This is a genomic window from Amycolatopsis sp. NBC_01488, from assembly GCF_036227105.1.
In the GTDB taxonomy this organism is placed as follows: Bacteria; Actinomycetota; Actinomycetes; order Mycobacteriales; family Pseudonocardiaceae; genus Amycolatopsis.
The window spans coordinates 8,763,980-8,787,910 of sequence record NZ_CP109434.1 but is presented as its reverse complement, the minus strand read 5'-3'; the positions used below and the strand labels follow the sequence as shown (position 1 = coordinate 8,787,910).

Here is a 23,931-nt window from a genome sequence, read left to right as displayed (position 1 = left end):
CCTCGTTCCGGTTACCCGTGCGCACGGACATCTATCTCAATCGATCCCGAAGAGACGATATTCCTGCTCGCGGCCGTGCGCAGGGGCAATCGCGGACCGTCGCGGCCAGCCTAGTGCTTGGACCCGTTCCCGACCCGCGATCACCCACGGGATTCACCACGTCTAACATCGTTCGAGGGTTCAGTCCGGCAGGTTTGCGCGGCACCACCACTGCCTACCCGGACTTGCCCGCCCGAACCTGACGCAGGGAGTGAAATGTCGTTGGTGAACGCTGCGCACGGACGCAGTGAAGACACCAGCGCCGTGCACCCGACCGGTGATCGACCGCACGGTGACCGGCGAAGCATCCGCCGGGTCGTCGGCGCCTACGCCGCACTGGCGAAGCCGCGGGTGATCGAGCTCCTCCTGGTCACCACCATCCCGGCGATGTTCCTCGCCGGCCGTCAGATCCCCTCGCCGTGGCTGGTCCTGGCCACCCTGGTCGGCGGGACGATGGCCGCGGGCAGCGCGAACGCGCTCAACTGCGTGATCGACGCGGACATCGACAAGGTGATGAACCGCACGAAGCGCCGTCCGCTGGTGAAGGACTCGGTGCCCCGGCGCGGTGCGCTGATCTTCGGCTTGGTGATGGGTGTCGCCTCGGCCGTCGTGCTCTATTTCACGGTGAACCTGCTGTCGGCGATCCTCGCGGTCGCGACGATCCTCTTCTACATCTTCGTCTACACGCTCGGCCTCAAGCGGCGCACGTCGCAGAACGTGGTCTGGGGCGGCGCGGCGGGCTGCATGCCGGTCGTCATCGGCTGGGCCGCGGTCACCGGCACCGTGCAGTGGCCGGCGTTCGTGATGTTCGGCGTCATCTTCTTCTGGACGCCGCCGCACACGTGGGCGCTGGGCATGAAGTACCGCGACGACTACGAGCGCGCCGGCGTCCCGATGCTCCCGGTCGTGGCCACCGCCCAGCACGTCGCCCGCCAGATCGTCATCTACTCGTGGGTGATGGTGGCGTGGACGCTCCTGCTGCTCCCGGTGACGTCCTGGCTGTACGGCACCTTCGCGATCCTCGCGGGCGGCTGGTTCCTCTTCTACGCCCACAGCCTGCAGGCGGCGGTCCGGCGCGGGGAAGAGACCAAGCCGATGGCGCTGTTCCACCGGTCCAACACGTACCTGATGATCGTGTTCGTGGCGCTGGCGGTCGACTCGGCCATCGGCCTGCCCACCCTCGGTCTCCCGTTCTGAGACGGGCCGGGGTCGCGGTCGCCGCGGTCGTCGTCTTCGGCCTCCTGGTCCTGCTCGGCCGTGGGAAGCTCCCGCTCGACGAGAACCGGTTGCTCGGCACCGGCTGCGCCATCCCGTCCCGGATCACGGCCGTCGCGGGACCGGCCGACGCCGCCCCCGACGGCGGCGCCGTCCGCGTCGCGGAACAGGGAGCGGGCGTCGCCGTGCTGGAGAACACCAGCACCCTGGCCGCCTACCGGATCCCGGCGACGTCCGGCGCCCGCACGGTCGAGGTGCCCGTGCTCACTCCGGGGCAGCGGATCGGCGTGGTGCTCGACCGGCCCGTGCTCGGCCCGGTCACCTGGCTCGCCCCCGAGGCGCTGGGCGGCTTCACGCCCGTGACCGCCACCGTCGTCCCGGGCGGCGTGCGCTACCGCTCGGCGAACTGCCGGGCGCTGACCAGCCGCGGAGCCGCGGTCATCCGGCGCGACGCGGGCGGCCGGCTCATCGGCGGCGAGCAGCTGCCCCCGGCGAGCGTGTCGTGCGCGCCGGGAGAGCGGGAGGTTCCCGCCGCCGTCGCGGCCGCCGAGGTGTACCCGTACTGCGCTCTCGGCGAGGAATGATCGCGCGCCGGTCGCCGTTAAACTTGGCTGGCCCTTTTCCTTGAGGCGAAAGCAGGATGCTCTTGTCCGTCTCCTCGGACGACTTCTCCGCCGAGCTCGCCCGCGAGCAGGCGTACGTCACCACCCTCTACGCGAAGCTCGACGCCGAGCGCCTCGAAGCCCAGCGGCGTCTCGACGAGACCCTCCGCCAGACCGGCGGCACCCCGCAGGCTCGCACCGAGCGCGACGTCGCGACCACCCTCTACACCGACCGGCTCGCCCAGCTCGGCTCCGTCGAGCAGGGCCTCGCCTTCGGGCGCCTCGACTTCGTCCCCGGCGGCGCCGAGGAGACCACCTACATCGGCCGGCTCGGGCTGTTCGACGAGGACGACGACTACCAGCCGCTGCTCGTCGACTGGCGGGCGCCCGTCGCGCGGCCCTTCTACCTCGCCACCGCCGCGTCACCCGAAGGCGTGCGGCGGCGCCGGCACCTGCGGTCGCTGACCCGCAAGGTCACCGGCTTCGACGACGAGATCCTCGACCTCACCGCCGCCGACCAGGGCCAGGACCTCGGGCTGGCCGGCGAAGCCGCGCTGCTCGCCGCGCTCGAGCAGCGGCGCACCGGGGAGATGAGCGACATCGTCGCCACCATCCAGGCCGAGCAGGACCGCATCATCCGCGCGCCGCTCGGCGGTGTCATGGTGGTGCAGGGCGGCCCCGGCACCGGCAAGACCGCCGTCGCGCTGCACCGCGCGGCCTACCTGCTCTACACGCACCGGCAGCAGCTCACCACCCGCGGCGTGCTCGTCGTCGGGCCGAACAGCACGTTCCTGCGTTACATCGGCCAGGTGCTGCCGTCGCTCGGCGAGACCGGCGTGCTGCTCGCCACGATCGGGCAGCTCTACCCGGGCCTGGACGCCGACGGCGTCGAGTCGCGCGAGACCACCGAGGTCAAGGGCCGGCTGACGATGGCCGACGTCCTCGCCAACGCCGTCCGCGACCGCCAGCGCGTGCCCGAACCGGTGCTGGAGATCGAGTACGAGCACGACGTCCTCAAGCTCGACCGCAAGACGTGCACCGACGCCCGGACCCGCGCCCGCCGCTCGCGGCGCCCGCACAACCCGGCGCGGCGCCTGTTCGTCTCCGACGTCCTCGACGCGCTGACCCGCCAGGCCGCCCGGAAGCTGGGGGCGGACCTCCTCGACGGGCAGGACCTCCAGGACATCCGCGCCGAGCTGGCCGCGGACGAGCACGTCGCTGCCGCCTTCGACGAGCTGTGGCCGGTGCTGACCCCGGAAGGCGTGCTCGACGACCTGTTCGCCGACCGCGAACGCCTCGCCAGCGCGGCCCGCAAGCTGCTGTCGGAGGAGGACCGCGCGCTGCTGGAGAGCGGCCGCGACGCGAAGTGGACCCCGGCCGACGTGCCGCTGCTCGACGAGCTGGCCGAGCTGATCGGTGTCGACGACACCGAAGCCCGCGTCGAGCGCAAACGCCGTGAGCGCGAGGACCGCGCGTACGCCGAGGGCGTGCTCGACATCCTCGAACAGGACGAGGAGATCATCGACGAGGAGCTGCTGCGCGTCTCCGACGTCCTCGACGCCGAGCTGTTCGCCGAGCGCCAGGTCGCGCGCAGCGAGCTGACCGCCGCCCAGCGGGCGGCGCAGGACCGGACCTGGACGTTCGGGCACGTGATCGTCGACGAGGCTCAGGAGCTGTCGGCGATGGACTGGCGGCTGCTGATGCGCCGCTCGCCGAACCGGTCGATGACGCTGGTCGGGGACGTCGCGCAGACCGGCGCGGCCGGGGGAGCGCGGTCGTGGGGCGAGGCGCTTTCGCCGTACGTCGCGGACCGGTGGCGCCTGGAGCAGCTGACCGTGAACTACCGCACGCCCGCGGAGATCATGGCCGTCGCGGCCCGGGTGCTGGCCGAGGTCGATCCGGCGCTGTCGGCGCCGTCCTCGGTGCGGGAGACCGGAGTGCCGCCGTGGTCGGCGCGCCCGGCTTCCCTCGCCGCGTCGCTGCCCGGGCTGGTGGCGCGCGAACTGTCCGAAGTGGACGGTGGCACGGTGGCCGTCCTGGTGCCCTCGGCTCGGTTCGACGACGTGTCGTCGTGGCTTTCGGAGCACGACGAGCGGCTGAGCGTCCTGACCGTCGAGCGGGCGAAGGGCCTGGAGTTCGACTCGGTGGTGCTGGTCGCGCCGGACGAGGTCGTGGCGGGCTCGCCGCGCGGGCTCAACGACCTGTACGTGGCCCTGACCCGCGCTACGCGGCGGCTCGGCGTGGTCGCCACGGGTGACGACGTCCCGGCACTCTCCGTGCTTGGCTAGGGTGCCGGGCATGCAGAAGATCGGGAAGTTCGTGGTCGTCGCCGCGGCGGCGCTGTCGCTGGCCGCGTGCGGCCAGGACACCAAGACCCAGACGGCCGCCCCGGCGGGGCCGCCCGTCCCGTCGTCGAGCGCCGCCCAGGCGAACCAGAGCAAGGGCCGCGAATGCACCGCGGACGACGTCAAGACGACCGGGAAGTTCGGCGAGGTGCCGACGATCACCATTCCCGACGACTGCGACCCGCCGAAGAAGCTGATCACGAAGGACCTGTCCGAGGGCACCGGCAACGGCGCCAAGGCCGGCCAGAAGCTGAAGATGAACTACCTGCTGGTGACGTGGTCGGACAAGCAGAAGCTCGACAGCTCGTTCGACCGCGGCCAGACGTTCGACCTGAACCTCGGCGCGGGCGAGGTCATCCCGGGCTGGGACCAGGGCCTGGTGGGCATCAAGCAGGGCGGCCGCCGCCTGCTGATCATCCCGCCGGACCTCGCGTACGGCCAGGGCGGCCAGGGCATCAAGCCCAACGAGACGCTGGTCTTCGTGACGGACGCGGTCTCCGTTCCGACCGACAAGGGCTGAACCCCCACTTTCCCGGGAGTGGCTTTCCCGGGAAGGTGGCGGCCGGCGTCAGGGGATGAGCAGCAGCTTGCCGGTCGTCCGGCGGCCCTGCAGGTCCTCGTGGGCCTTGCGGGCGTCGGCCAGCGGGTACCTGCCGCCGATGCGGACGGTGAGGTCGCCCGCGAGGACCGCGTCGAACAGCTCCTTCGACCGCCAGTCGATCTCCTCACGGGTGCGCGTGTAGTGCGCCGACGTCGGGCGCGTGAGGTACAGCGAGCCGCCGGAGTTGAGGCGCTGCGGGTCGATCGGCGGGACCGGGCCGCTGGCCGCGCCGAACAGCGCCAGCAGGCCGCGGATCTTGAGGCTGGCCAGGCTGCCGTCGACGGTGTCCTTGCCGACGCCGTCGTACACGACGTCGACGCCGTCGCCGCCGGTCAGCTCGCGGGTGCGCTGGGCGAAGTCGTCGCGGTCGTAGCGGATGACCTCGTCGGCGCCGGCCTCGCGGGCGAGCTTCTCCTTCTCCTCGGTCGACACCGTGCCGATCACGCGGGCGCCGCGCGCCTTCGCCAGCTGCACCAGCAGCAGGCCGACGCCGCCCGCGGCCGCGTGCACCAGCACGTCGTGGCCGGGCTTGACCTCGAACGTCGAGGCGACCAGGTAGTGCGCCGTCATGCCCTGCAACATGGTCGCGGCGGCCGCCTCCAGCGAGACGCCTTCGGGGACCTTCACGGCCATGGACGCGGGGAGGACCTTGCGCGCCGCGTAGCTGCCGAGGGACCCCTGCCAGGCGACGCGGTCGCCGGTCGTGAAGCCGGTGTCGGCGCCGGCCTCGACCACCGTGCCGGCGCCCTCGAGGCCGAGCACGAACGGCAGGTCGATCGGGTAGATGCCCTGGCGCTGGTAGGTGTCGATGTAGTTGACGCCGGCCGCGGCGACGTCGACCAGCAGTTCGCCGGCCTCCGGGGCGCGGACGTCCACTTCGGCCGCTTCGAGCACTTCCGGGCCGCCGGTCTTCGTCACCTGCACTGCGGTGGGCATGCGTCCTCCTGGGGTCGGGTTCTCCCAGGCACAACTATGGCCGACGCCACGCTGTTCCGCGTCCCGGCCGGTTGTTGGTTATCGTTCGGGACGTGGAAGAGACTGTTTCGCCGACCAGTGCGCAGCTGGGCGCGGCGCGCAAGTTCGTGAAGGCGCACGGCAAGCCGTCCCGCGCGGTGGTGGAGAACATCGGCCGGGCGGGCGCACGCGTCGTGCTCGTGGGCGCGGACGGCGCGCTGGGTGACGTCGTGGTCCCGTCGGTGGCGACCGGCGAGGCGCTGGTCGAGGCGGTCGAGGACCTGGTCGCCGCGTCCTGGGACGCGGAGACGGTGAAGGCCGCGAAGATCGGCCCGGAGCACCGCCGCAAGATGGCCGGCCGGTGACCGGCACGGCGATCCTGGTCGGCTGTGCGGAACTCCCCTCGGGCGACGGCGACGACGACGCCGTGGTGCCCGCCCTGGAGTCGCTGGGTTTCTCGGTGTCGTGGGCGGCGTGGGACTCGGACGCGGACTTCGCTGCCGCCGACGTCGTGATCCTGCGCGCGACCTGGGACTATCCCGCGCGGCGAGAGTCGTTCCTCTCCTGGTGCGAGTCGGTTCCGTCTCTGTGCAATCCGGCGGCCGTGGTCCGCTGGAACACGGACAAGTCGTACCTGGTGGAGCTGCTCGACGCGGGTCTCGCGGTGGTGCCCACCACGCTCGTCGCACCGGGCGACCCGGCTCGCGTTCCCTCGTCCGACTTCGTGGTGAAGCCGTCGGTGGGCGCGGGTTCCCGAGGCGCGGCCCGGTTCGCGGCCGGTGCCGATGCTTCTGCTCATCTGGCTGCTTTGCACGCCGAGGGCCACACCGCGCTGATCCAGCCTTATCAGTCCAGTGTGGACACCTCGGGTGAGCTGGCTCTGGTGTACCTGGGCGGAATCTACTCACACGCCTTTTCCAAGAGCGCAATGCTGGGCTCCACAATGGACGCCTCAGGGCTGTACCTGTCGGAGAAGCTGGCTCCGGCCGCACCGCCCGCGGACGCGGTGGCATTGGCGGAGGACGTCCTCGACGCGGCGTCGGCCCTGCTGGGCATCCTGCGCGCCGAGCTGCTGTACGCGCGGGTGGACCTGGTGCGCGGGGCGGACGGGAAGCCGTTGCTGCTGGAGCTGGAGCTGACGGAGCCGTCCTTGGGCTTCCGCCAGACGGACCCGGAGGCGGCGACGAGGTTCGCCTCGGCGGTGCGGCAGCAGCTGGCGTAGTCACCCGTCATGTTGCCACGGGCTCGCCTCAGGTCCGCTTCGCTGCCAGCCGGTCGGCCCTCGGCCACCGCACATCGGTCGCCCACCCGAGCTGCTCGAAAGTCCGGATCACCCGCGCCGAAACATCCACCTGACCCCGCAGCACCCCATGCCGCGCGCAGGTCGGGTCCGCGTGGTGCGAGTTGTGCCAGGACTCGCCCATCGACAGCAGCGCCAGCGGCCAGAAGTTCGCCGCCTTGTCACGGCTGGCGAACGGCCGCTCGCCGATCAGGTGGCAAATCGAGTTCACCGACCACGACACGTGGTGCAGGAACGCGATGCGCACCAGCCCGGCCCAGAAGAAGGCCGTCACCACGCCCCACCACGACCACGAGAGCAACCCGCCCAGCGCCGCCGGCAGAGCCAGGCTCAACGTGATCCACAGCCAGAAGAACCGGTTGACCACCCGCAGGTCGCCGTCCGCCACCAGGTCCGGGGCGAAGCGGTCCGCGTTCGTCACCTCGCGGGAGAACATCCAGCCCATGTGCGCGTGCCAGAACCCGCGCAGCAGCGCCGACGGGGACGTGCCGAACAGCCACGGCGAATGCGGGTCGCCTTCGCGGTCGGCGAACGCGTGGTGCCGCCGGTGGCTCGCCACCCAGAAGATCACCGAGCCCTGGACCGCCATGCTGCCCGCCACCGCCAGCGCGATCCGCAGCGGCCGGGAGGCCTTGAACGCGCCGTGCGTGAAGTAGCGGTGGTAACCGACTGTCACGCCGAGCGTCGCGAACACGTAGAACGCCGCCGCCAGCGCCAGGTCGATCCAGGTCATGCCCCAGCCCCACACCAGCGGGACCGCCACGAGGAGCGCCGCGAACGGCACCAGCAGGAACGTCTTCAGCACGAGCATCTCGCCGGTGCCCCGGCGGTGGGAGATGAGCGGCTTGGGCGCGGAGCGCGTCGTCATGCGCCGAACCGTAGGTGGTCCGAGTTACGGCGGCGTGACCGCCGGTTGCTCAGGCGGTGGCGAGTTCCGGTTCCTTCGGCGCCGCCGTCAGCGAGATGGCGGGGCCGCGGTCGCGGCTGCCCGTCCACAGCGACGCCGTCGCAATGATCACCGCCATCGCGCCGAGGACGTGGAACGACACCATCGCCTCCGGCACGCCCAGCGTGTACTGCAGCGAGCCGAGGCCGCCCTGCGCCACCGCGACCACCCAGACGACGGTGTAGCGCTGCCAGAGGCCCTTCGGCGCGCCCGCCCGCAGCAACTGCAGGCCGAACACCGCGAGCAGCAGCAGGTACAGCACGAGCAGTCCGCCGTGGACCTGGGCGAGCGTCTCGACCGGGACGGCCAGGCGGTGGGTGTTGATGTCGCCGCTGTGCGGGCCGGCGCCGGTGACCGTCGTGCCCGCCGCGAGCACCAGCCACAGCACGACCGCCAAGGCGACCAGAACCCGGCGCTGCGGGACCAGCGGCCGCGCGGGCTCGTCGCCTTCGCGGAACGCGCGCAGGAGCAAGACCGCGAGCCAGACCAGGGGCGTGGTGGCGAGGAAGTGGATCGCCACGGTCCACCACTCCAGCTTGGCGAGCACGGTCATCCCGCCGACGACGGCCTGCAGCACGACGCCGCCGGGCATCGTCCAGGCCAGCTTGACCAGACGGGTGCGGCTCGGGTGGTCGACCTGCACCCGCCACGCCGTCAGGACCGCGATCGCGGCGACGACGATGACGACGACGGTCAGCAGCCGGTTGCCGAACTCGATCCACTGGTTGAGCGCGTGGATGCCGGGGTGGTTCACCGGCACCAGGCTGCCGGCCACGCACTGCGGCCAGGTCGGGCAGCCGAGCCCGGACCCGGTGACACGCACGATGGACCCGGTGACGCCGATCAGCGCCTGCGCCAGGACCGCGGCGATCCCGACGGCCCGCTGCACGGCAGCGGACGGATACGGCAGGCGGGCGACGAGGCTGGTGAACGGCACGCATCCGATGGTAGAGCGCGCGGAAAACAGGCTTTCGGCAGGTCCCGGCGCCCAGCACGGGCGACGCGGCGCAAGGGACCTAGGTCACGCACGCACCGGGACCCCGAACGTAGTGAATGACTCATTCCTGGCGCCTGACGACCTGAATGAGTCATTCATGTCGTTCGATCGGCCGCCGGTCAGGTGAGCTTCGTCGTGCGCGAAGCCAGCGCGCCCGCGGCGACCGCCCAGACGGCCAAGACCACGAGCGGCCCGGGAGCGAACGCGCCGTCGACCAGGGCCGTGCGCATTCCCTCGGCCAGTGCCCCCGACGGCAGTAGTTCCACCACGTGAGCCAACCCCGACGGCAACGCCGACGGCGCCAGCAGGATCCCGCCCGCCAGCAACAACACGAACCAGACGATGTTCGCCAGCGCCAGCACGGCTTCGGCGCGCAAGGCGCCACCCAAGAGGACCCCGAGAGCCCCGAACGCCAACGTGCCCAACATCAGCAGCACCACCGCCGAAGCCAGGCCGGACAGCGAAGGTGACCAGCCGAGGAACGCCGCCACGACGCCGATGATCACCGACTGCAGGAGCACGACCACCAGGGCCGCCGCGAGGCGGCCCGCCACCAGCAGCCAGCGCGGCAACGCCGTTGCCGACAACCGCTTCAGCACGCCGTAACGCCGGTCGAAACCCAGCGCGATCGCCTGGCCGGTGAACGCCGAGGACATCACCGCCAGCGCCAGGATGCGGGGCGTGATCCAGTCCACTTTGGACGTCGAGCCGAGCTGGGCCGCGGGGAGGATGTCCAGCAGCGACAAGCCGATCAGCAGGGCCAAGGGGATGAGCAGCGTCAGGAGCACCTGCTCGCCGTGGCGCAGGGTCAGGCTCGCCTCGACTCGCGCGTGCGTCCGCAGCATGCGGCCCAGCGATCCGCGGCCGGGCGCCGGGGTGAACGTCCCGGCGGGGAACGAAGTCATGCCCGCAGCTCCCGTCCGGTCAGCTCGAGGAAGACCTCTTCCAGCGTCCGCTTGCCGACCTGCAGCTCCTCCGGCAGCACGCCCTGCTGGGCGCACCAGGCCGTGACCGTGGAGACCACCTGCGGGTCGACCGACCCCACCACGACGTACGTGCCCGGCGCCGACTCGCGCACGGCGTAGCCCTCCGGCAGCGCCGCCGTCAGCAGGGCCGTGTCCAGCCGCGTGCGGGCCTTGAACCGCAGGCCCGCGTTGCCGGTCTCGTCGATCGTCAACGACTGGGGCGCGCCGGAGACGACGACCTTGCCGTGGTCCACGATCACCACCGTGTCGGCCAGCGCTTCGGCCTCCTCCATCAGGTGCGTGGTCAGCAGCACCGAGACGCCGTCGCGCCGCAGCGCGCCCAGGAGGTCCCAGACCAGGTGCCGGGCCTGCGGGTCCATGCCCGCGGTCGGCTCGTCGAGGAAGACCAGCTCCGGGCGCCCGACCAGGGCGCAGGCCAGCGACAGTCGCTGCTGCTGGCCGCCGGAGAGGCGCTTGAACGGCGTCTGCCGCACCGACGCCAGCCCGAGGACGTCCAGCAGCCAGGCCGGGTCCAGCGGGGACGCCGCGCAGGAGGCCACCAGCCGCAGCATCTCGTCGGCGCGGACGCCGGGGTAGGCGCCGCCGCCCTGCGGCATGATCCCGACGCGGGGGCGCAGCGCGGCCGACTCGCGCACCGGGTCGAGGCCGAGCACGCGCACCTCGCCGGCGTCAGGCTTGAGGAAGCCTTCGCAGACCTCGACGGTGGTGGTCTTGCCGGCCCCGTTCGGACCGAGCAGGGCGAGCAGGCTGCCGCGCTCCATCCGCAGGTCGAGACCGTCGACCGCGCGGGTGGAGCCGTAGCTTTTCACCAGCCCGGTGATCTCGACGGCGGGGGCACTCACATCGGGTCACGATACGGGCTCGGCATGCGCGGGCAGCCGCGGGGACGGCCTGGACAGAAGCACGGGCGCCAGCCGCCGCACGATCAGCATCCCGCCGCCGCAGACGACGACAGCCGCGCCGTAGGCGAACGGCAGCACGTACGGGCGGCCGTCGAAGGTGCTGCCGGTCGGCGGCAGCAGGAACGGCAGGGCGGCGGACAGCACTGTCGCGGCCACCCGGAACCGGGACGTCCCGGCCGCGGCGGCCAGCGGGATCACCGCCCACAGCACGTACCAGGGCTGCAGGTTGATCTGCAGGATCATCACCGCGCCGAGCGAGACGCCGAGGCCGATGATCGGCCGGTAGCGCCACTTGAAACTGTCCCACAGGAACTTGAACGTGATGGCGACGGCGATCAGGTAGCCGAGCGCGCCGAGGATGGGCACCAGCCCGTTGGTGTGGTTGCCGAGCCCGAGCGCGATGCCGAGGACGCCGGAGAGGTTGGCGAGCTCGGCGGTGGGGGAGATCCAGGAGCGGACCAGGCCGGGGGTGTCGAACGTCGCACCGACCCAGCCGAAGCCGAGCCCGGTGCCGAAGCAGACGGCGACCAGCACGACGCCGAACCACAGCGCCATCGGCGCCCCGGCGAAGAAGAGGTCCTTGAGGCGGCCGTGCCAGCGCCGAGCGACCATCACGGCGAAGAACGGCAACGCGAACAGCGCGGGCAGCTTCACCGCGACGCCGAGGGTGATGATCGCCACCCCGAGCCCGATGTAGAGCAGCTCGCCGTGCGCCAGCGGGGGTGGCGTGTCGCCCTTCACCCGGATCGGCAGCCGCCGGATGCCGACCTCCAGCCCGGCGAGCATCAGGCCGATGGCCAGCGCGTCGTTGTGGGCGCCGGCGACGAAGTGGAAGATCAGCAGCGGGTTCAGCGCCCCGAGCCACAGCGCCGTCGCGGGCTGGACGCCGAAGCGGCGCGCCAGCCGGGGGAGCGCCCAGACGATCAGGACGACGCCGGCCAGGGCGAGCACGCGCTGCAGGAGCACGCCCATGGCGATGCTGTTGCCGGACAGCGGCGCGAGCCAGCCGCCGAGGCGCAGGACCAGGGGCCCGTACGGCGCCGGCGTCTCGCGCCACATGTTCGACACGCCGGCGGTGAACGGGTCGGCGACGCCGAGGGCCTGCGCCGGGCCGAGGACGTAGGGATCCATGCCGCGGTGCACGATCTCGCTCTGCGCGAGGTAGCTGTAGACGTCGCGGGAGAACAGCGGCGGGATGACCAGCAGCGGCAGCACCCACAGCGCGATGGTGCGGGCGAGCTGGCCCTGCGACGCGAGCCGCGCGCGGTCGGGCCGGGCGAACCGGCCGAGCATCAGCCAGCTCAGCACCAGGATGCCCATCCCGGAGATGGCGATGGCCAGCGAGACCGTCGGGATCCGGGTGAACAGCCGCAGCACCGGAATCTCCTGCACCGGGTTGATCACCGGGGCGGCGCCGGCGCCGAGCGAGCCGAGCGCGAGGAAGAGCGACCCGACCGTGCCGAACCGGCGGACGACGTCGAGGCCGCGGCGCTCGTCGGCCTCGAGGGGCAGCGGCTCGAGCGGGCCGACGGGCGAGAGCGTGACGGGGTGGGCACTCCCCGTGGAGAGCTCCGCCACGGGCAGTTCCTGCTGTGCGGGGTGTTCGCCTACTGCCACGGGTGCAGGGTATCGGGGCCGCCGGCGAGTGAGTCGGGTCACTGCCGGACACCCCGCCTTTGCCGACTGCCGGGAAATAAGACACACTTGTGTTGTGAAAAAGACGGAGGCGGGTGACCAGGCGGGCGGCGACATGCCCCGCGCCGCGCATCCGCACGTTCCGTCGCAGGTCAGCGCCGAGGGCAAGACCCGCCACGAGGTCGCCCGGCTGCTCCTGGAACAGGGTCCCATGACCGCCGTCGTGGTCGCCGAGCAGCTCGGGATCAGCCCGACGGCCGTCCGCCGGCACCTGGACGCGCTTCTCGCGGATGGCGAAGCCGAGACGCGGGACGCGCCGCGCCGCGGACCCCGAGGCCGGGGTCGTCCGGCGAAGCTCTTCCTGCTGACCGAGTCCGGCCGCGCCCGGTTCGGGCACGCCTACGACGACCTGGCCGTCTCCGCCATCCGCTTCCTCGCCGAGCACGCGGGCGAGGACGCCGTCCGTTCCTTCGCCGAACGCCGCATCGAGAAGCTGGTCGGGCCGCACCGCGCGGCGATCACCGGTTCGAGTGATCCGGCGGCACGCGCGGAGGCCCTCGCGACCGCCCTGACCAGGGAGGGCTACGCTGCGTCGACCCGTCAGGTCGGTGCACTGAAATCTTCGAAAGAAGCACCTGGTCTTCAGCAGAACGTGGGCGCACAGCTCTGCCAGCACCACTGCCCGGTCGCCCACGTGGCCGCGGAGTTCCCGCAGCTCTGCGAGGCCGAGACGGAGGCGTTCGCGCAGCTGCTGGGCACCCACGTCCAGCGGCTGGCGACCATCGCACGCGGGGACTCCGCGTGCACCACCCACGTACCCGTCACGGCGGGTCAGCCGGCCCATCCCGAGCCGGCAAGCACGGTGCCCTCTGGGCGCACAGCACGGATCCCGAATGGAGGGAAACCCGCATGACTGCCGCTGCCGAGCAGCGCACTCCCACCACCGCGCCACTGAGCCAGGAAGAGACCATCGAGTCCCTTGGCAAGTACGCGTTCGGCTGGGCCGACTCCGACGAAGCGGGCGCCAGCGCCCGTCGCGGGCTGAACGAGGATGTCGTCACGGACATCTCCGGGAAGAAGTCCGAGCCGGAGTGGATGCGCGAAGCGCGACTGAAGGCGCTCAAGCTCTTCGAGAAGAAGCCCATGCCCAACTGGGGGGCCGACCTCTCCGGGATCGACTTCGACAACATCAAGTACTTCGTCCGCTCCAGCGAGAAGCAGGCGGCGAGCTGGGAAGACCTTCCCGAGGACATCAAGAACACGTACGACAAGCTGGGCATCCCCGAGGCGGAGAAGCAGCGCCTCGTCGCCGGTGTCGCGGCCCAGTACGAGTCCGAGGTCGTCTACCACTCGATCCGCGAGGACCTCGAGAAGCAGGGCGTCCTGTTCCTGGACACGGACACCGCGCTGCGCGAGCAGCCGGAGCTGTTCGAGGAGTACTTCGGCTCGGTCATCCCGGCCGGCGACAACAAGTTCTCCGCGCTGAACACGGCGGTCTGGTCCGGTGGCTCGTTCATCTACGTGCCGAAGGGCGTGCACGTGGACATCCCGCTGCAGGCCTACTTCCGGATCAACACCGAGAACATGGGCCAGTTCGAGCGCACCCTGATCATCGTCGACGAAGGTGCGTACGTGCACTACGTCGAGGGCTGCACGGCGCCGATCTACCAGTCCGACTCGCTGCACTCGGCGGTCGTGGAGATCATCGTCAAGAAGGGCGCCCGCTGCCGCTACACGACCATCCAGAACTGGTCGAACAACGTCTACAACCTGGTCACCAAGCGCGCCAAGTGCGAAGAGGGCGCGACCATGGAATGGATCGACGGCAACATCGGTTCCAAGGTGACGATGAAGTACCCGTCGGTGTTCCTCATGGGCGAGCACGCCAAGGGCGAGGTCCTGTCGGTCGCGTTCGCGGGCGAGGGTCAGCACCAGGACGCGGGCGCCAAGATGGAGCACCTCGCGCCGCACACGTCCTCGACCATCGTGTCGAAGTCGGTGGCGCGCGGCGGCGGCCGCACCTCGTACCGCGGCCTGGTCCGCGTGGCGAAGCGGGCGCACCACTCGCGCTCCAGCGTCGTCTGCGACGCGCTGCTGGTGGACACGATCTCGCGCTCGGACACGTACCCGTACGTGGACATCCGCAACGACGAGGTGTCCATGGGCCACGAGGCGACGGTGTCCAAGGTCAGCGAGGACCAGCTGTTCTACCTGATGTCGCGCGGCCTCGACGAGGCCGAGGCGATGGCGATGATCGTGCGCGGCTTCGTCGAGCCGATCGCCCGTGAGCTGCCGATGGAGTACGCGCTCGAGCTGAACCGCCTGATCGAGCTCCAGATGGAAGGGTCCGTCGGCTAGTCATGTCGGTTACCGAGAACAACGTTTCGGAATCGCTTCGCGAGGGGGCCGTCATTCCGGCGGCCTCCCGCGCGGAGCGCTTCACCTCCTACGACGTCGAGGCCTTCGAGGTCCCGGGCGGTCGTGAGGAGAACTGGCGCTTCACGCCGATGAAGCGCCTTCGCGGCCTCCACGACGGCAGCGCGACCGCCACCGGCGAGATCACGCTCGAGACGGACGCCGCGCCCGAGCTGAAGATCGAGACCGTCGGCCGCGACGACGAGCGGCTGGGCGCCGCGGGCGTCCCGAGCGACCGGATCGCCGCGCAGGCGTACTCCGCGTTCACCAAGGCCACCGTCGTCACGGTGCCCAAGGAGACGAAGGCGTCGAAGCCGTCCGTGCTGCGCATCCACGGCCCGGGCGAGGACCAGGTCGCGTACGGGCACCTGCAGGTCCGCGCCGAGGCGTTCGCCGAGGCCGTGATCGTGCTCGACCACGTCGGCTCCGGCACCTACGCCGACAACGTCGAGTTCGTCATCGGCGACGGCGCCAAGGTCACCGTGGTCAGCGTCCAGGACTGGGCCGACGACGCCGTGCACGTCTCCGAGCAGCACCTGAAGCTGGGCCGCGACGCCGCGCTGCGGCACACCGTGATCACCCTGGGCGGCGACCTGGTCCGCGTCTCGCCGACCGCGACCTTCACCGACAAGGGCGGCGACGTCGAGATGCTCGGCGTCTACTTCGCGGACCAGGGCCAGCACCAGGAGCACCGCCTCTTCGTCGACCACGCGGTGCCGAACTGCAAGTCGCGCGTGGGCTACAAGGGCGCGCTGCAGGGCGACGGCGCGCACACGGTCTGGATCGGGGACGTGCTGATCCGCGCCGCGGCCGAGTCGACCGACACCTACGAGTTCAACCGCAACCTGGTGCTCACCCCCGGGGCCCGCGCGGACTCGGTGCCGAACCTCGAGATCGAGACCGGCGAGATCGAAGGCGCCGGCCACGCGAGCGCGACGGGAAGGTTCGACGACGAGCAGTTGTTCTACCTCCAGTCGCGCGGGATCGCCGAAGAAGCCGCGCGACGGCTGGTCGTGCGCGGGTTCTTCCACGAGATCCTGGTGAAGATCGACGTCCCCGAGGTGCGCGAGCGCCTCGAAGCCGCGATCGAGGCCGAGCTCGAAGCCGTTGGCGCCTGACGCCGTCCACCACTGACTTAGGAAACGAAGAATGGCTACCCTGGAAATCAAGGACCTCCACGCCTCGGTCACGACCGACGAGGGCGCCAAGGAGATCCTCAAGGGCGTCAACCTGACCATCAAGTCGGGCGAGACGCACGCGATCATGGGCCCCAACGGCTCCGGCAAGTCCACGCTGTCCTACGCGATCGCCGGCCACCCGAAGTACCAGGTGACCTCCGGTGAGGTGCTGCTCGACGGCGAGAACGTCCTCGAGATGAGCGTCGACGAGCGCGCCCGTGCCGGCCTGTTCCTCGCGATGCAGTACCCGGTCGAGGTGCCGGGCGTGTCCATGTCCAACTTCCTCCGCACCGCGGCCACCGCGGTCCGTGGCGAGGCCCCCAAGCTGCGCCACTGGGTCAAGGAGGTCAAGGAGGAGATGGGCAAGCTCGAGATCTCGCAGGAGTTCGCCGAGCGCTCGGTCAACGAGGGCTTCTCCGGCGGCGAGAAGAAGCGCCACGAGATCCTGCAGCTGGCGCTGCTCAAGCCGAAGTTCGCCATCCTCGACGAGACCGACTCCGGCCTCGACGTCGACGCCCTGCGCGTCGTCTCCGAGGGCGTGAACGCGTACAAGGCTTCGAGCGAGGTCGGCGTCATGCTGATCACGCACTACACCCGGATCCTGCGGCACATCACGCCGGACTTCGTGCACGTCTTCGCCGGCGGCAAGATCGTCGAGTCGGGCGGCAAGGAGCTGGCGGACGAGCTGGAGGAGAACGGCTACGTCAAGTACGTGGGCAAGCCCGAGCCCGCGGCGCTCTGACTTTCGCCAGTACACACCGAGAATGAGAGGAGTCGGCCCGATGACCACCACCTCGGCCAGCTCTTTGCCACTGGACGTGGCGGCCCTGAGGGCCGACTTCCCCATCCTGTCGCGCACTGTCCGTGACGGGAAACCCTTGGTGTACCTGGACTCCGGGGCGACCTCCCAACGCCCGACGCAGGTGTTCGATGCCGAACGCGACTACGTCTTCACGTCGAACGCCGCGGTCCACCGCGGCGCGCACCAGCTGTCCGAAGAGGCCACCGACGCCTACGAGTCCGCGCGCGCGAAGATCGCGGAGTTCGTCGGCGCCGACCCCGAGGAACTGGTGTTCACCAAGAACGCGACCGAGGGCATCAACCTCGTCGCGTACTCGATGAGCAACGCCGCCACGGCCGGTCCCGAAGCTTCGCGTTTCGTGGTCGGCCCGGGCGACGAAATCGTCATCACCGAGATGGAGCACCACGCGAACCTCGTGCCGTGGCAGCAGCTGTGCCAGCGCACCGGGGCGACGCTGAAGTGGTTCAAGGTGACCCCCGAGGGGCGCCTTGATCTGTCCGATGTGGACGAACTGATCACGCCGCGCACCAAGGTCGTCGCGTTCGCGCACCAGTCCAACGTGCTCGGCACGGTCAACCCGGTCTCGCTGCTCGTCGAGAAGGCCAAGGCCGTCGGCGCGCTGACCGTGCTCGACGCCTGCCAGTCGGTGCCCCACTTCCCGGTGGACTTCCACGCTTTGGGCGTCGACTTCGCGGTGTTCTCCGGGCACAAGATGCTGGGCCCGTCCGGGATCGGTGTCCTCTACGGTCGCACTGAGCTGCTGTCGGCCATGCCGCCGTTCCTCACCGGCGGGTCGATGATCGAGATGGTCCGCATGGAGGGCTCGACCTTCGCGCCGCCGCCGCAGCGGTTCGAGGCCGGCGTGCCGATGACGTCGCAGGCCATCGGCCTCGGCGCGGCCGTGGACTACCTCTCGGCCATCGGCATGGACCGCATCGCCGCGCACGAGCACGAGCTGGCCGCGGCGGCCCTCGAAGGCATCGGCGCGATCCCGGGCGTCCGGATCGTCGGGCCGACCGACCTGGCGGACCGCGGCGCGACCGTGTCGTTCGTGATCGACGGCGTGCACCCGCACGACGCCGGCCAGGTGCTCGACAGCCTCGGCATCGCCGTCCGCGTCGGCCACCACTGCGCGTGGCCGCTGCACCGCGCGTGTGGCGCGCAGGCGACCGTGCGCGCGTCGTTCTACCTCTACAACACGCTGTCCGAAGTGGACGCGCTGGTAGCGGGTGTGCGCGAGGCCCAGAAGTTCTTCGGGGTGGCTCAGTGAACCTGGAGAGCATGTACCAGGAGATCATCCTGGACCACTACAAGAACCCGCACGGGCGCGGGCTGCGCGACCCGTTCGACGCCGAGTCGTTCCAGGTCAACCCCACCTGCGGCGACGAGGTGACGCTGCGGGTCAAGCTCGACGACGGGAAGGTCGCCGACGTCTCCTACGACGGCCAGGGCTGCTCGATCAGCCAGGCCTCGACGTCGGTCTTGACGGATCTCGTCGTCGGCCACACGCTTGAGGAGGCGTTCACCACCATGGACGCCTTCGTGGAGCTGATGCAGGGCAAGGGAAAGATCGAGCCGGACGAGGACGTGCTGGAGGACGGGATCGCCTTCGCGGGCGTCGCGAAGTACCCCGCCCGCGTCAAGTGCGCCCTCCTCGGCTGGATGGCTTTCAAGGACGCCGTCGCCCGGACCACCAGTGGAGCTGAGAAAGCATGACCGAAGACACCGCCACCGACGCTCGCGAGGGCCGGACCGCCGCCGACCTCGACGCCGAGACCACCGCCACGCAGGACCTCGACCTCGCCAAGCTCGAGGACGTCGAGGAAGCCATGCGCGACGTCGTCGACCCGGAGCTCGGCATCAACGTCGTCGACCTGGGGCTGGTCTACGACATCCGCGTCGAACCGGACAACACGGCCACGATCGACATGACGCTCACGTCGGCGGCCTGCCCGCTGACCGACGTCATCGAGGACCAGACGTCCGCCGCGCTGACCTCCGGCGGCCTGGTCAAGGACTTCCGGATCAACTGGGTCTGGATGCCGCCGTGGGGCCCGGAGAAGATCACCGAGGACGGCCGCGAGCAGCTGCGCGCCCTCGGCTTCACCGTCTGACTTTTCGCACATCGAGCGGGTCACCCTCCGGGGTGGCCCGCTGCCGGCGCCGGTGACCGCGAGTTAGGTCGCGTTGCCGACGACGATGACTCAGCGTGAACGGCACGGCAGTTAGTATCCCCGGGTGGTGGTCCTGCGCTCGATCGTCCTGTTCCTCGCGGCGGCGGTCTGCGAAATCGGCGGCGCGTGGCTGGTCTGGCAGGGCGTCCGCGAAAGCCGTGGCTGGCTCTGGATCGGCGGCGGAATCCTGGCACTGGGCGTGTACGGCTTCGTGGCGACACTCCAGCCGGACGCCCACTTCGGCCGCATCCTCGCCGCGTACGGCGGCGTGTTCGTCGCGGGCTCGCTGGCCTGGGGAATGGTCGCGGACGGTTACCGCCCGGACCGCTACGACGTCATCGGGGCGCTGCTGTGCCTCGCCGGGGTCGCGGTCATCATGTACGCGCCACGGACGGGGTAACGAGCCCGGTGGCCCGCCGATAGATCACCGTGACCGAATTCGTATTCCCGCCCGCGCCGCCGGAACCGCCGAAGCGCCGCCGGGTCTCCCGGGTGCTCGTGGTGTGGATCGTCGTGACCCTGCTGGGATTCGGGGCCGCGGCCTACGGCCTGGGCACGGTCGTCTTCGGCTACCGGTCCTACCGGGTGCCCGGCTCGGCGATGAGTCCCGCGCTGGAGCAGGGTGACTCGGTCATCGTGCGCGTTCTCGGCGGTGAGGAGGTCCACCGCGGGGACGTGGTCATGTTCGACCGGAGCGCGTACGCCTCCCCGAGCCAGCCCGGCGCCAGCATTTTCCGGGTCGTCGCCGTCGCCGGGGACACGGTCGCCTGCTGCACCGCCGGAGGCCTGTCCGTCAACGGCAAGGCGGTCGCCGAGACCTACCTCAGCCAGGGCGCCTACGCGCACGATCCGCTGGCCACCACGCCGTTCGACACGCGGGTGCACGACGGCCAGGTGTTCGTGCTCGGCGACCAGCGCGGGAACGCCGACGATTCGCGTTTCCGCGGAGTCGTCCGGACTTCCGGGATCAGCGGGCTCGTGATCGCCACCGGGACCGTCTTCCGCCCGTCGCCGCTGGCCCGCACGAGCGCGTTCACCGACGCGGGCCTGCCCGGCGCGCCGTTCGAAGACACCACGTTCAGCGGGCTGCGCTGGTGGCTCGCCGGTGGCGTGGTGGTGTTCGCCGCCGGGCTCGTCGGGGTGATCGTGTCCGCCGTCCGGAGCGCCGGAAGACGACGAAGAGCAGCCGCTGCCCCGCCGGTGCGCTGATCCACCGGTAGCCGAACACCTGGTGCAGCGTCCGGTCCGCCGCGATGCGTGGAGCGCAGGCCCGCGGCGGCTGGGCCGGACGGCTCACGCGGCGGTGGGATCGGCGTCCCTCCCGCCAGGGAACTACTTTCGGCCGTGGCCCCGGGCGTCCGTGGACTTCTAACCTGACCGCTCGAACCACGGTGAAGTGTTCCCTGAACCGGACGAAGGAGACACGATGAACGGACGCGCGATCAGCCGGGTCGTGGCGCTGGCCACGGCCGTCGCGGCCCCGCTGGGCCTCGGGCTCGCGGTCGCCCCCGCCGCTTCGGCGGCCGCTGTGACGACGCTGTACTACAGCTCGTCGGGCGCGCCGGACTACCTCACCCAGATCGACCAGGGCGCGGCGAACTGGAACGCCGCGGTCACCGACGTGAAGCTGGTCAAGCGGAGCACGGGCACGACGATCAAGTTCCACGAGACCCACAGCGGCGGTTCGTACACGAACACCGACGGCCACGGCCACGGCGACATCTACCTGGACACGAGCCAGGTGGCCGAGGGCTTCGACCCGACCCGCATCGCCGCGCACGAGCTGGGCCACAACCTCGGCCTGCCGGACCACTACACGGGACCGTGCAGCGAGCTGATGTCCGGCCACGGCCCGGGCACGTCGTGCAAGAACGCGAAGCCGTCCGCGGCCGAGGCGGCGAAGGTGCAGTCGTTGTGGGTGAACGGCTTCGCGGCTGCGGAGCTGCGCAACGTCGCTTACTAGGTCAGGCCGGTCGTGAGTGGGAAACAGGGTTAGCACACTGTTTCCCACTCACGACCCGCGCTCCATCCCGAGAGGGCGCGGTCCTCGCCCGGGCCGTGTCCGGCGAACGCACGGTCCTCAGTCCAGGTCGTCGAGCAGCGCCTGGATCGCCGCCGCCATCGCCGCCGGGTCGCCGTCTCCGGGCCGCAGGACCAGGTCGGGTGACGACGGCCGCTCGTAAGGTGCGTCGATCCCGGTGAAGCCCTTGATCTCGCCCGCCCGTGCCTTCGCGTACATTCCCTTCGGGTCCCGTGCCTCGCACACCTCCAACGGCGTGTCGACGAAGACCTCCACGAACGGCAGATCCCCGGAGATCGCCCGCGCTGAAGCGCGGTCCGCGGCATAAGGGCTGATCAGCGACGCGATCGCGACCACGCCGGCGTCCGCGAACAGGTGGGCCACCTCCGCCACCCGCCGCACGTTCTCGGCGCGATCCGAGGGGCTGAAGCCGAGCCCCTTGTTCAGCCCGTGGCGCAGGTTGTCGCCGTCCAGGAGGTACGCCGGTCGGCCCGCCGCCACCAGGCGGCGCTCCAGCTCCACCGCCACCGACGACTTGCCCGACGCCGACAACCCGGTCAGCCACACCGTCGCGCCGCGGGTCGGGCGGTCCTCGCGGCGGACCGCCGCCGTGTGCCAGACGACCGGGGACGCGACCGCGCCGGTGATCATGCCCGCCGCGACCGTGTCGCCGGTGTGCTCGTCCACCAGCAGGAACCCGCCGGTGGCGCGGTTGCGGCGGTACGGGTCGAACAGCAGCGGCGCCCGCGTGCGCAGCCGGATGCGGCCGATGTCGTTCAAGGACAACGATTCCGCGGAGTCCCGGTGCAGCGTGGTCACGTCCAAGCGGTATTCGAGCCGCTCCACCGAACCCCGCGTCTCGGTGGTCGTGTGCCGGACGACGTACGACGCACCCGGCGACAACGACGACCGCGAGGAGAACCAGCACACCAGCGCGTCGACGTCGCGGGCCGACTCGGCGCGGTTGCCGGGGCGGCAGAGCATCGCGCCGCGCCCCAGGTCGAGGTCGTCGGCCAGCTCGACCGCCACCGCCTGCCCGGTGAACGCTTCCGAAAGCGGTTTCCCGCCCGGGCCCCACACCGCGCGCACGCGGGACGTGAACCCCGACGGCAGCGCCACGACCTCGTCACCGGGCTTGAACACGCCGCCGGCGATGGTGCCCGCGTAGCCGCGGAAGTCGGAGCGGCGGATCACGTACTGCACCGGGAACCGCGCGTCGATCAGGTTGCGGTCGGAGGCGACGTGCACCTCTTCCAGCTGGTGCAGCAGCGAAGTCCCTTCGTACCACGGCATGCTCGCGCTGCGGTGGACGACGTTGTCGCCGTTCAGCGCCGAGACCGGCACGAACGTCAGGTCGGCGACGTCCAGCTTCATCGCGAACCGCCGGAACTCTTCGCGGATCTCGTCGAACCGTTCTCGGGACCAGCCGACGAGGTCCATCTTGTTCACGCACACCACGAGGTGCCCGATCCCGAGCAGCGACGCGAGGAACGCGTGCCGCCGCGACTGCTCCAGGACGCCCTTGCGTGCGTCGACGAGGATCAGCGCCAGGTCGGCCGTTGACGCGCCGGTCACCATGTTCCGCGTGTACTGCAGGTGCCCCGGTGTGTCCGCGATGATGAACTTCCGCTTGGGCGTGGCGAAGTAGCGGTGCGCGACGTCGATCGTGATGCCCTGCTCGCGCTCGGCGCGCAGGCCGTCGGTGAGCAGCGCGAGGTCCGGGTAGTCCTCGCCGCGCTCGCGGCTGGCGCGTTCGACCGCGGCGAGCTGGTCGGTGAAGATCGCCTTCGAGTCGAACAGCAGCCGCCCGATCAGCGTGGACTTGCCGTCGTCGACGCTGCCCGCCGTGGCGATCCGCAGCAGCTGCATCAGAAGTAGCCTTCCCGCTTGCGATCTTCCATGCCTGCCTCGGAAATCCGGTCGTCCGCACGCGTCGCGCCGCGTTCGGTGACGCGGGTGGCGGCCACCTCGGCGACCACTTCGGACGGTGTCACCGCCGACGATTCGACGCAGCCGGTGCACGTCGCGTCGCCGACGGTCCGGAAGCGCACGGTCGCCTCGTACGGCGTCTCACCGTCCACGAGGGACAGGAAGCGCGTGGCCGCGAGCAGCATGCCGTCTCGCTGGACGACCTCGCGGCGATGGGCGTAGTACAACGGCGGCAGCGCGATCCGCTCGTCGCGGACGTACTGCCAGATGTCCAGCTCGGTCCAGTTCGACAGCGGGAAGACGCGGATGTGCTCGCCGCGCCGGTGCCGCCCGTTGTAGAGGTTCCACAGTTCCGGGCGCTGCGCCCGCGGGTCCCACTGGCCGTGCTCGTCGCGGAAGCTGAAGACGCGCTCCTTCGCGCGAGCCTTCTCCTCGTCACGGCGGGCGCCGCCGAACACCGCGTCGAAGCCGCCCTCGCGGATCGCCCGCAGGAGCGTCGCCGTCTGCAGCCGGTTGCGGCTGGCCCGCGGCCCGGTCTCCTCGACGACGCGGCCGGCGTCGATGTCGTCCTGCACACTCGCGACTTCGAGGCGGAGGCCGAGTGCGGCGACGGTCTCGTCGCGGAACCGCAGCACCTCGTCGAAGTTGTGGCCGGTGTCGACGTGCAGCACGGGGAAGGGGAGTGGCGCCGGCCAGAACGCCTTCGCGGCGGCGTGCAGCATCACCACCGAGTCCTTGCCGCCGGAGAAGAGCAGCACCGGGCGTTCGAAGGTCGCCGCGACTTCGCGGAAGACGTGCACGGCCTCCGCTTCGAGCGCGGCCAGGTGGGACAGCTCATAGGCCACGGACACCGGAAAAAAGTAGAACATGTTCTTGTCATTGGTCAAGCGG

24 protein-coding genes are annotated in these 23,931 nt (G+C 70.8%); 16 read left to right on the top strand and 8 right to left on the bottom strand.

Features of this window, described 5'->3' with window-relative positions; translation table 11 throughout:
* Positions 1-255: 255 nt before the first annotated feature.
* The 4 genes from OG738_RS41270 to OG738_RS41255 all read left to right on the top strand — a co-directional run bounded on the left by OG738_RS41270 (position 256) and on the right by OG738_RS41255 (position 4,721).
* Entirely contained in the window at positions 256-1,236 is a 981-nt protein-coding gene (locus tag OG738_RS41270) for a heme o synthase (RefSeq protein WP_329049251.1), read from the top strand.
* Between the two features lie 89 nt (positions 1,237-1,325).
* Positions 1,326-1,838, top strand: a complete 513-nt coding sequence (locus tag OG738_RS41265; protein ID WP_329049249.1) for a hypothetical protein — start codon at positions 1,326-1,328, stop codon at positions 1,836-1,838.
* A 56-nt stretch (positions 1,839-1,894) separates the two neighbouring features.
* Positions 1,895-4,144 (top strand): HelD family protein, encoded by a 2,250-nt coding sequence (locus OG738_RS41260; protein ID WP_329049248.1) that lies wholly within the window; start codon positions 1,895-1,897, stop codon positions 4,142-4,144.
* A gap of 10 nt (positions 4,145-4,154) precedes the next feature.
* The gene (locus tag OG738_RS41255) at positions 4,155-4,721 is read left to right on the top strand and encodes an FKBP-type peptidyl-prolyl cis-trans isomerase (RefSeq protein ID WP_329049247.1); all 567 of its coding nucleotides are present in this window, start codon (positions 4,155-4,157) and stop codon (positions 4,719-4,721) included.
* Positions 4,722-4,769: 48 nt separating this feature from the next.
* Here OG738_RS41255 and OG738_RS41250 read toward each other — a convergent pair whose 3' ends face one another.
* The gene (locus OG738_RS41250) at positions 4,770-5,738 is read right to left on the bottom strand and encodes a quinone oxidoreductase family protein (protein ID WP_329049246.1); all 969 of its coding nucleotides are present in this window, start codon (positions 5,736-5,738) and stop codon (positions 4,770-4,772) included.
* Positions 5,739-5,830: 92 nt separating this feature from the next.
* Between OG738_RS41250 and OG738_RS41245 the strand changes: the two genes are divergently transcribed.
* A complete protein-coding gene (locus OG738_RS41245; protein ID WP_329049244.1) occupies positions 5,831-6,121 on the top strand; it encodes a hypothetical protein in 291 nt (96 codons plus the stop codon).
* Positions 6,118-6,978 (top strand): hypothetical protein, encoded by an 861-nt coding sequence (locus tag OG738_RS41240; protein ID WP_329049242.1) that lies wholly within the window; start codon positions 6,118-6,120, stop codon positions 6,976-6,978. The genes OG738_RS41245 and OG738_RS41240 overlap by 4 nt, the downstream gene beginning before the upstream one ends.
* A gap of 28 nt (positions 6,979-7,006) precedes the next feature.
* Here the strand turns inward: OG738_RS41240 and OG738_RS41235 are convergent, their stop codons facing one another.
* The 5 genes from OG738_RS41235 to mptB form a co-directional block, all read right to left on the bottom strand.
* Entirely contained in the window at positions 7,007-7,924 is a 918-nt protein-coding gene (locus tag OG738_RS41235; RefSeq protein ID WP_329049240.1) for an acyl-CoA desaturase, read from the bottom strand.
* Positions 7,925-7,973: 49 nt separating this feature from the next.
* Positions 7,974-8,939, bottom strand: a complete 966-nt coding sequence (locus OG738_RS41230) for a COX15/CtaA family protein (protein ID WP_329049239.1) — start codon at positions 8,937-8,939, stop codon at positions 7,974-7,976.
* A 179-nt stretch (positions 8,940-9,118) separates the two neighbouring features.
* On the bottom strand, positions 9,119-9,904 hold the full coding sequence (locus OG738_RS41225) for an ABC transporter permease (protein ID WP_329049238.1): 786 nt from the start codon (positions 9,902-9,904) through the stop codon (positions 9,119-9,121).
* Complete coding sequence (locus OG738_RS41220; protein WP_329049235.1) at positions 9,901-10,827, bottom strand: ABC transporter ATP-binding protein; 927 nt, start codon at positions 10,825-10,827, stop codon at positions 9,901-9,903. Before OG738_RS41220 ends, OG738_RS41225 begins: the two co-directional genes overlap by 4 nt.
* Positions 10,828-10,833: 6 nt before the next feature.
* A complete protein-coding gene (gene mptB, locus OG738_RS41215; protein WP_329057004.1) occupies positions 10,834-12,465 on the bottom strand; it encodes a polyprenol phosphomannose-dependent alpha 1,6 mannosyltransferase MptB in 1,632 nt (543 codons plus the stop codon).
* A gap of 172 nt (positions 12,466-12,637) precedes the next feature.
* On the opposite strand from mptB, the gene OG738_RS41210 reads away from it, so the two are divergent.
* The 10 genes from OG738_RS41210 (at position 12,638) to OG738_RS41165 (ending at position 21,054) form a co-directional block, all read left to right on the top strand.
* Positions 12,638-13,435 (top strand): helix-turn-helix transcriptional regulator, encoded by a 798-nt coding sequence (locus OG738_RS41210; protein WP_329057002.1) that lies wholly within the window; start codon positions 12,638-12,640, stop codon positions 13,433-13,435.
* A complete protein-coding gene (sufB, locus tag OG738_RS41205) occupies positions 13,432-14,880 on the top strand; it encodes a Fe-S cluster assembly protein SufB (protein ID WP_086856740.1) in 1,449 nt (482 codons plus the stop codon). Before OG738_RS41210 ends, sufB begins: the two co-directional genes overlap by 4 nt.
* Before the next feature lie 2 nt (positions 14,881-14,882).
* The gene (gene sufD / locus OG738_RS41200) at positions 14,883-16,055 is read left to right on the top strand and encodes a Fe-S cluster assembly protein SufD (protein WP_329049233.1); all 1,173 of its coding nucleotides are present in this window, start codon (positions 14,883-14,885) and stop codon (positions 16,053-16,055) included.
* A 31-nt stretch (positions 16,056-16,086) separates the two neighbouring features.
* Complete coding sequence (sufC, locus tag OG738_RS41195) at positions 16,087-16,857, top strand: Fe-S cluster assembly ATPase SufC (RefSeq protein WP_086678000.1); 771 nt, start codon at positions 16,087-16,089, stop codon at positions 16,855-16,857.
* A 40-nt stretch (positions 16,858-16,897) separates the two neighbouring features.
* Positions 16,898-18,187 (top strand): cysteine desulfurase, encoded by a 1,290-nt coding sequence (locus tag OG738_RS41190; protein ID WP_329049229.1) that lies wholly within the window; start codon positions 16,898-16,900, stop codon positions 18,185-18,187.
* A complete protein-coding gene (sufU, locus tag OG738_RS41185; RefSeq protein WP_329049227.1) occupies positions 18,184-18,633 on the top strand; it encodes a Fe-S cluster assembly sulfur transfer protein SufU in 450 nt (149 codons plus the stop codon). Before OG738_RS41190 ends, sufU begins: the two co-directional genes overlap by 4 nt.
* A complete protein-coding gene (locus OG738_RS41180) occupies positions 18,630-19,031 on the top strand; it encodes a metal-sulfur cluster assembly factor (protein WP_013224702.1) in 402 nt (133 codons plus the stop codon). Before sufU ends, OG738_RS41180 begins: the two co-directional genes overlap by 4 nt.
* 124 nt (positions 19,032-19,155) lie before the next feature.
* Complete coding sequence (locus OG738_RS41175) at positions 19,156-19,491, top strand: YnfA family protein (RefSeq protein WP_329049221.1); 336 nt, start codon at positions 19,156-19,158, stop codon at positions 19,489-19,491.
* A gap of 29 nt (positions 19,492-19,520) precedes the next feature.
* Positions 19,521-20,300: a signal peptidase I gene (lepB, locus tag OG738_RS41170; RefSeq protein ID WP_329049220.1), complete on the top strand. Its 780-nt coding sequence runs from the start codon at positions 19,521-19,523 to the stop codon at positions 20,298-20,300.
* Positions 20,301-20,517: 217 nt separating this feature from the next.
* On the top strand, positions 20,518-21,054 hold the full coding sequence (locus OG738_RS41165; protein WP_329049218.1) for a snapalysin family zinc-dependent metalloprotease: 537 nt from the start codon (positions 20,518-20,520) through the stop codon (positions 21,052-21,054).
* Between the two features lie 117 nt (positions 21,055-21,171).
* Here the strand turns inward: OG738_RS41165 and cysC are convergent, their stop codons facing one another.
* Together cysC and cysD are read right to left on the bottom strand one after the other, a co-directional pair.
* On the bottom strand, positions 21,172-22,980 hold the full coding sequence (cysC, locus tag OG738_RS41160) for an adenylyl-sulfate kinase (protein WP_329049216.1): 1,809 nt from the start codon (positions 22,978-22,980) through the stop codon (positions 21,172-21,174).
* On the bottom strand, positions 22,980-23,909 hold the full coding sequence (gene cysD / locus OG738_RS41155) for a sulfate adenylyltransferase subunit CysD (protein ID WP_329057000.1): 930 nt from the start codon (positions 23,907-23,909) through the stop codon (positions 22,980-22,982). The genes cysC and cysD overlap by 1 nt, the downstream gene beginning before the upstream one ends.
* Between the last annotated feature and the right edge of the window lie 22 nt (positions 23,910-23,931).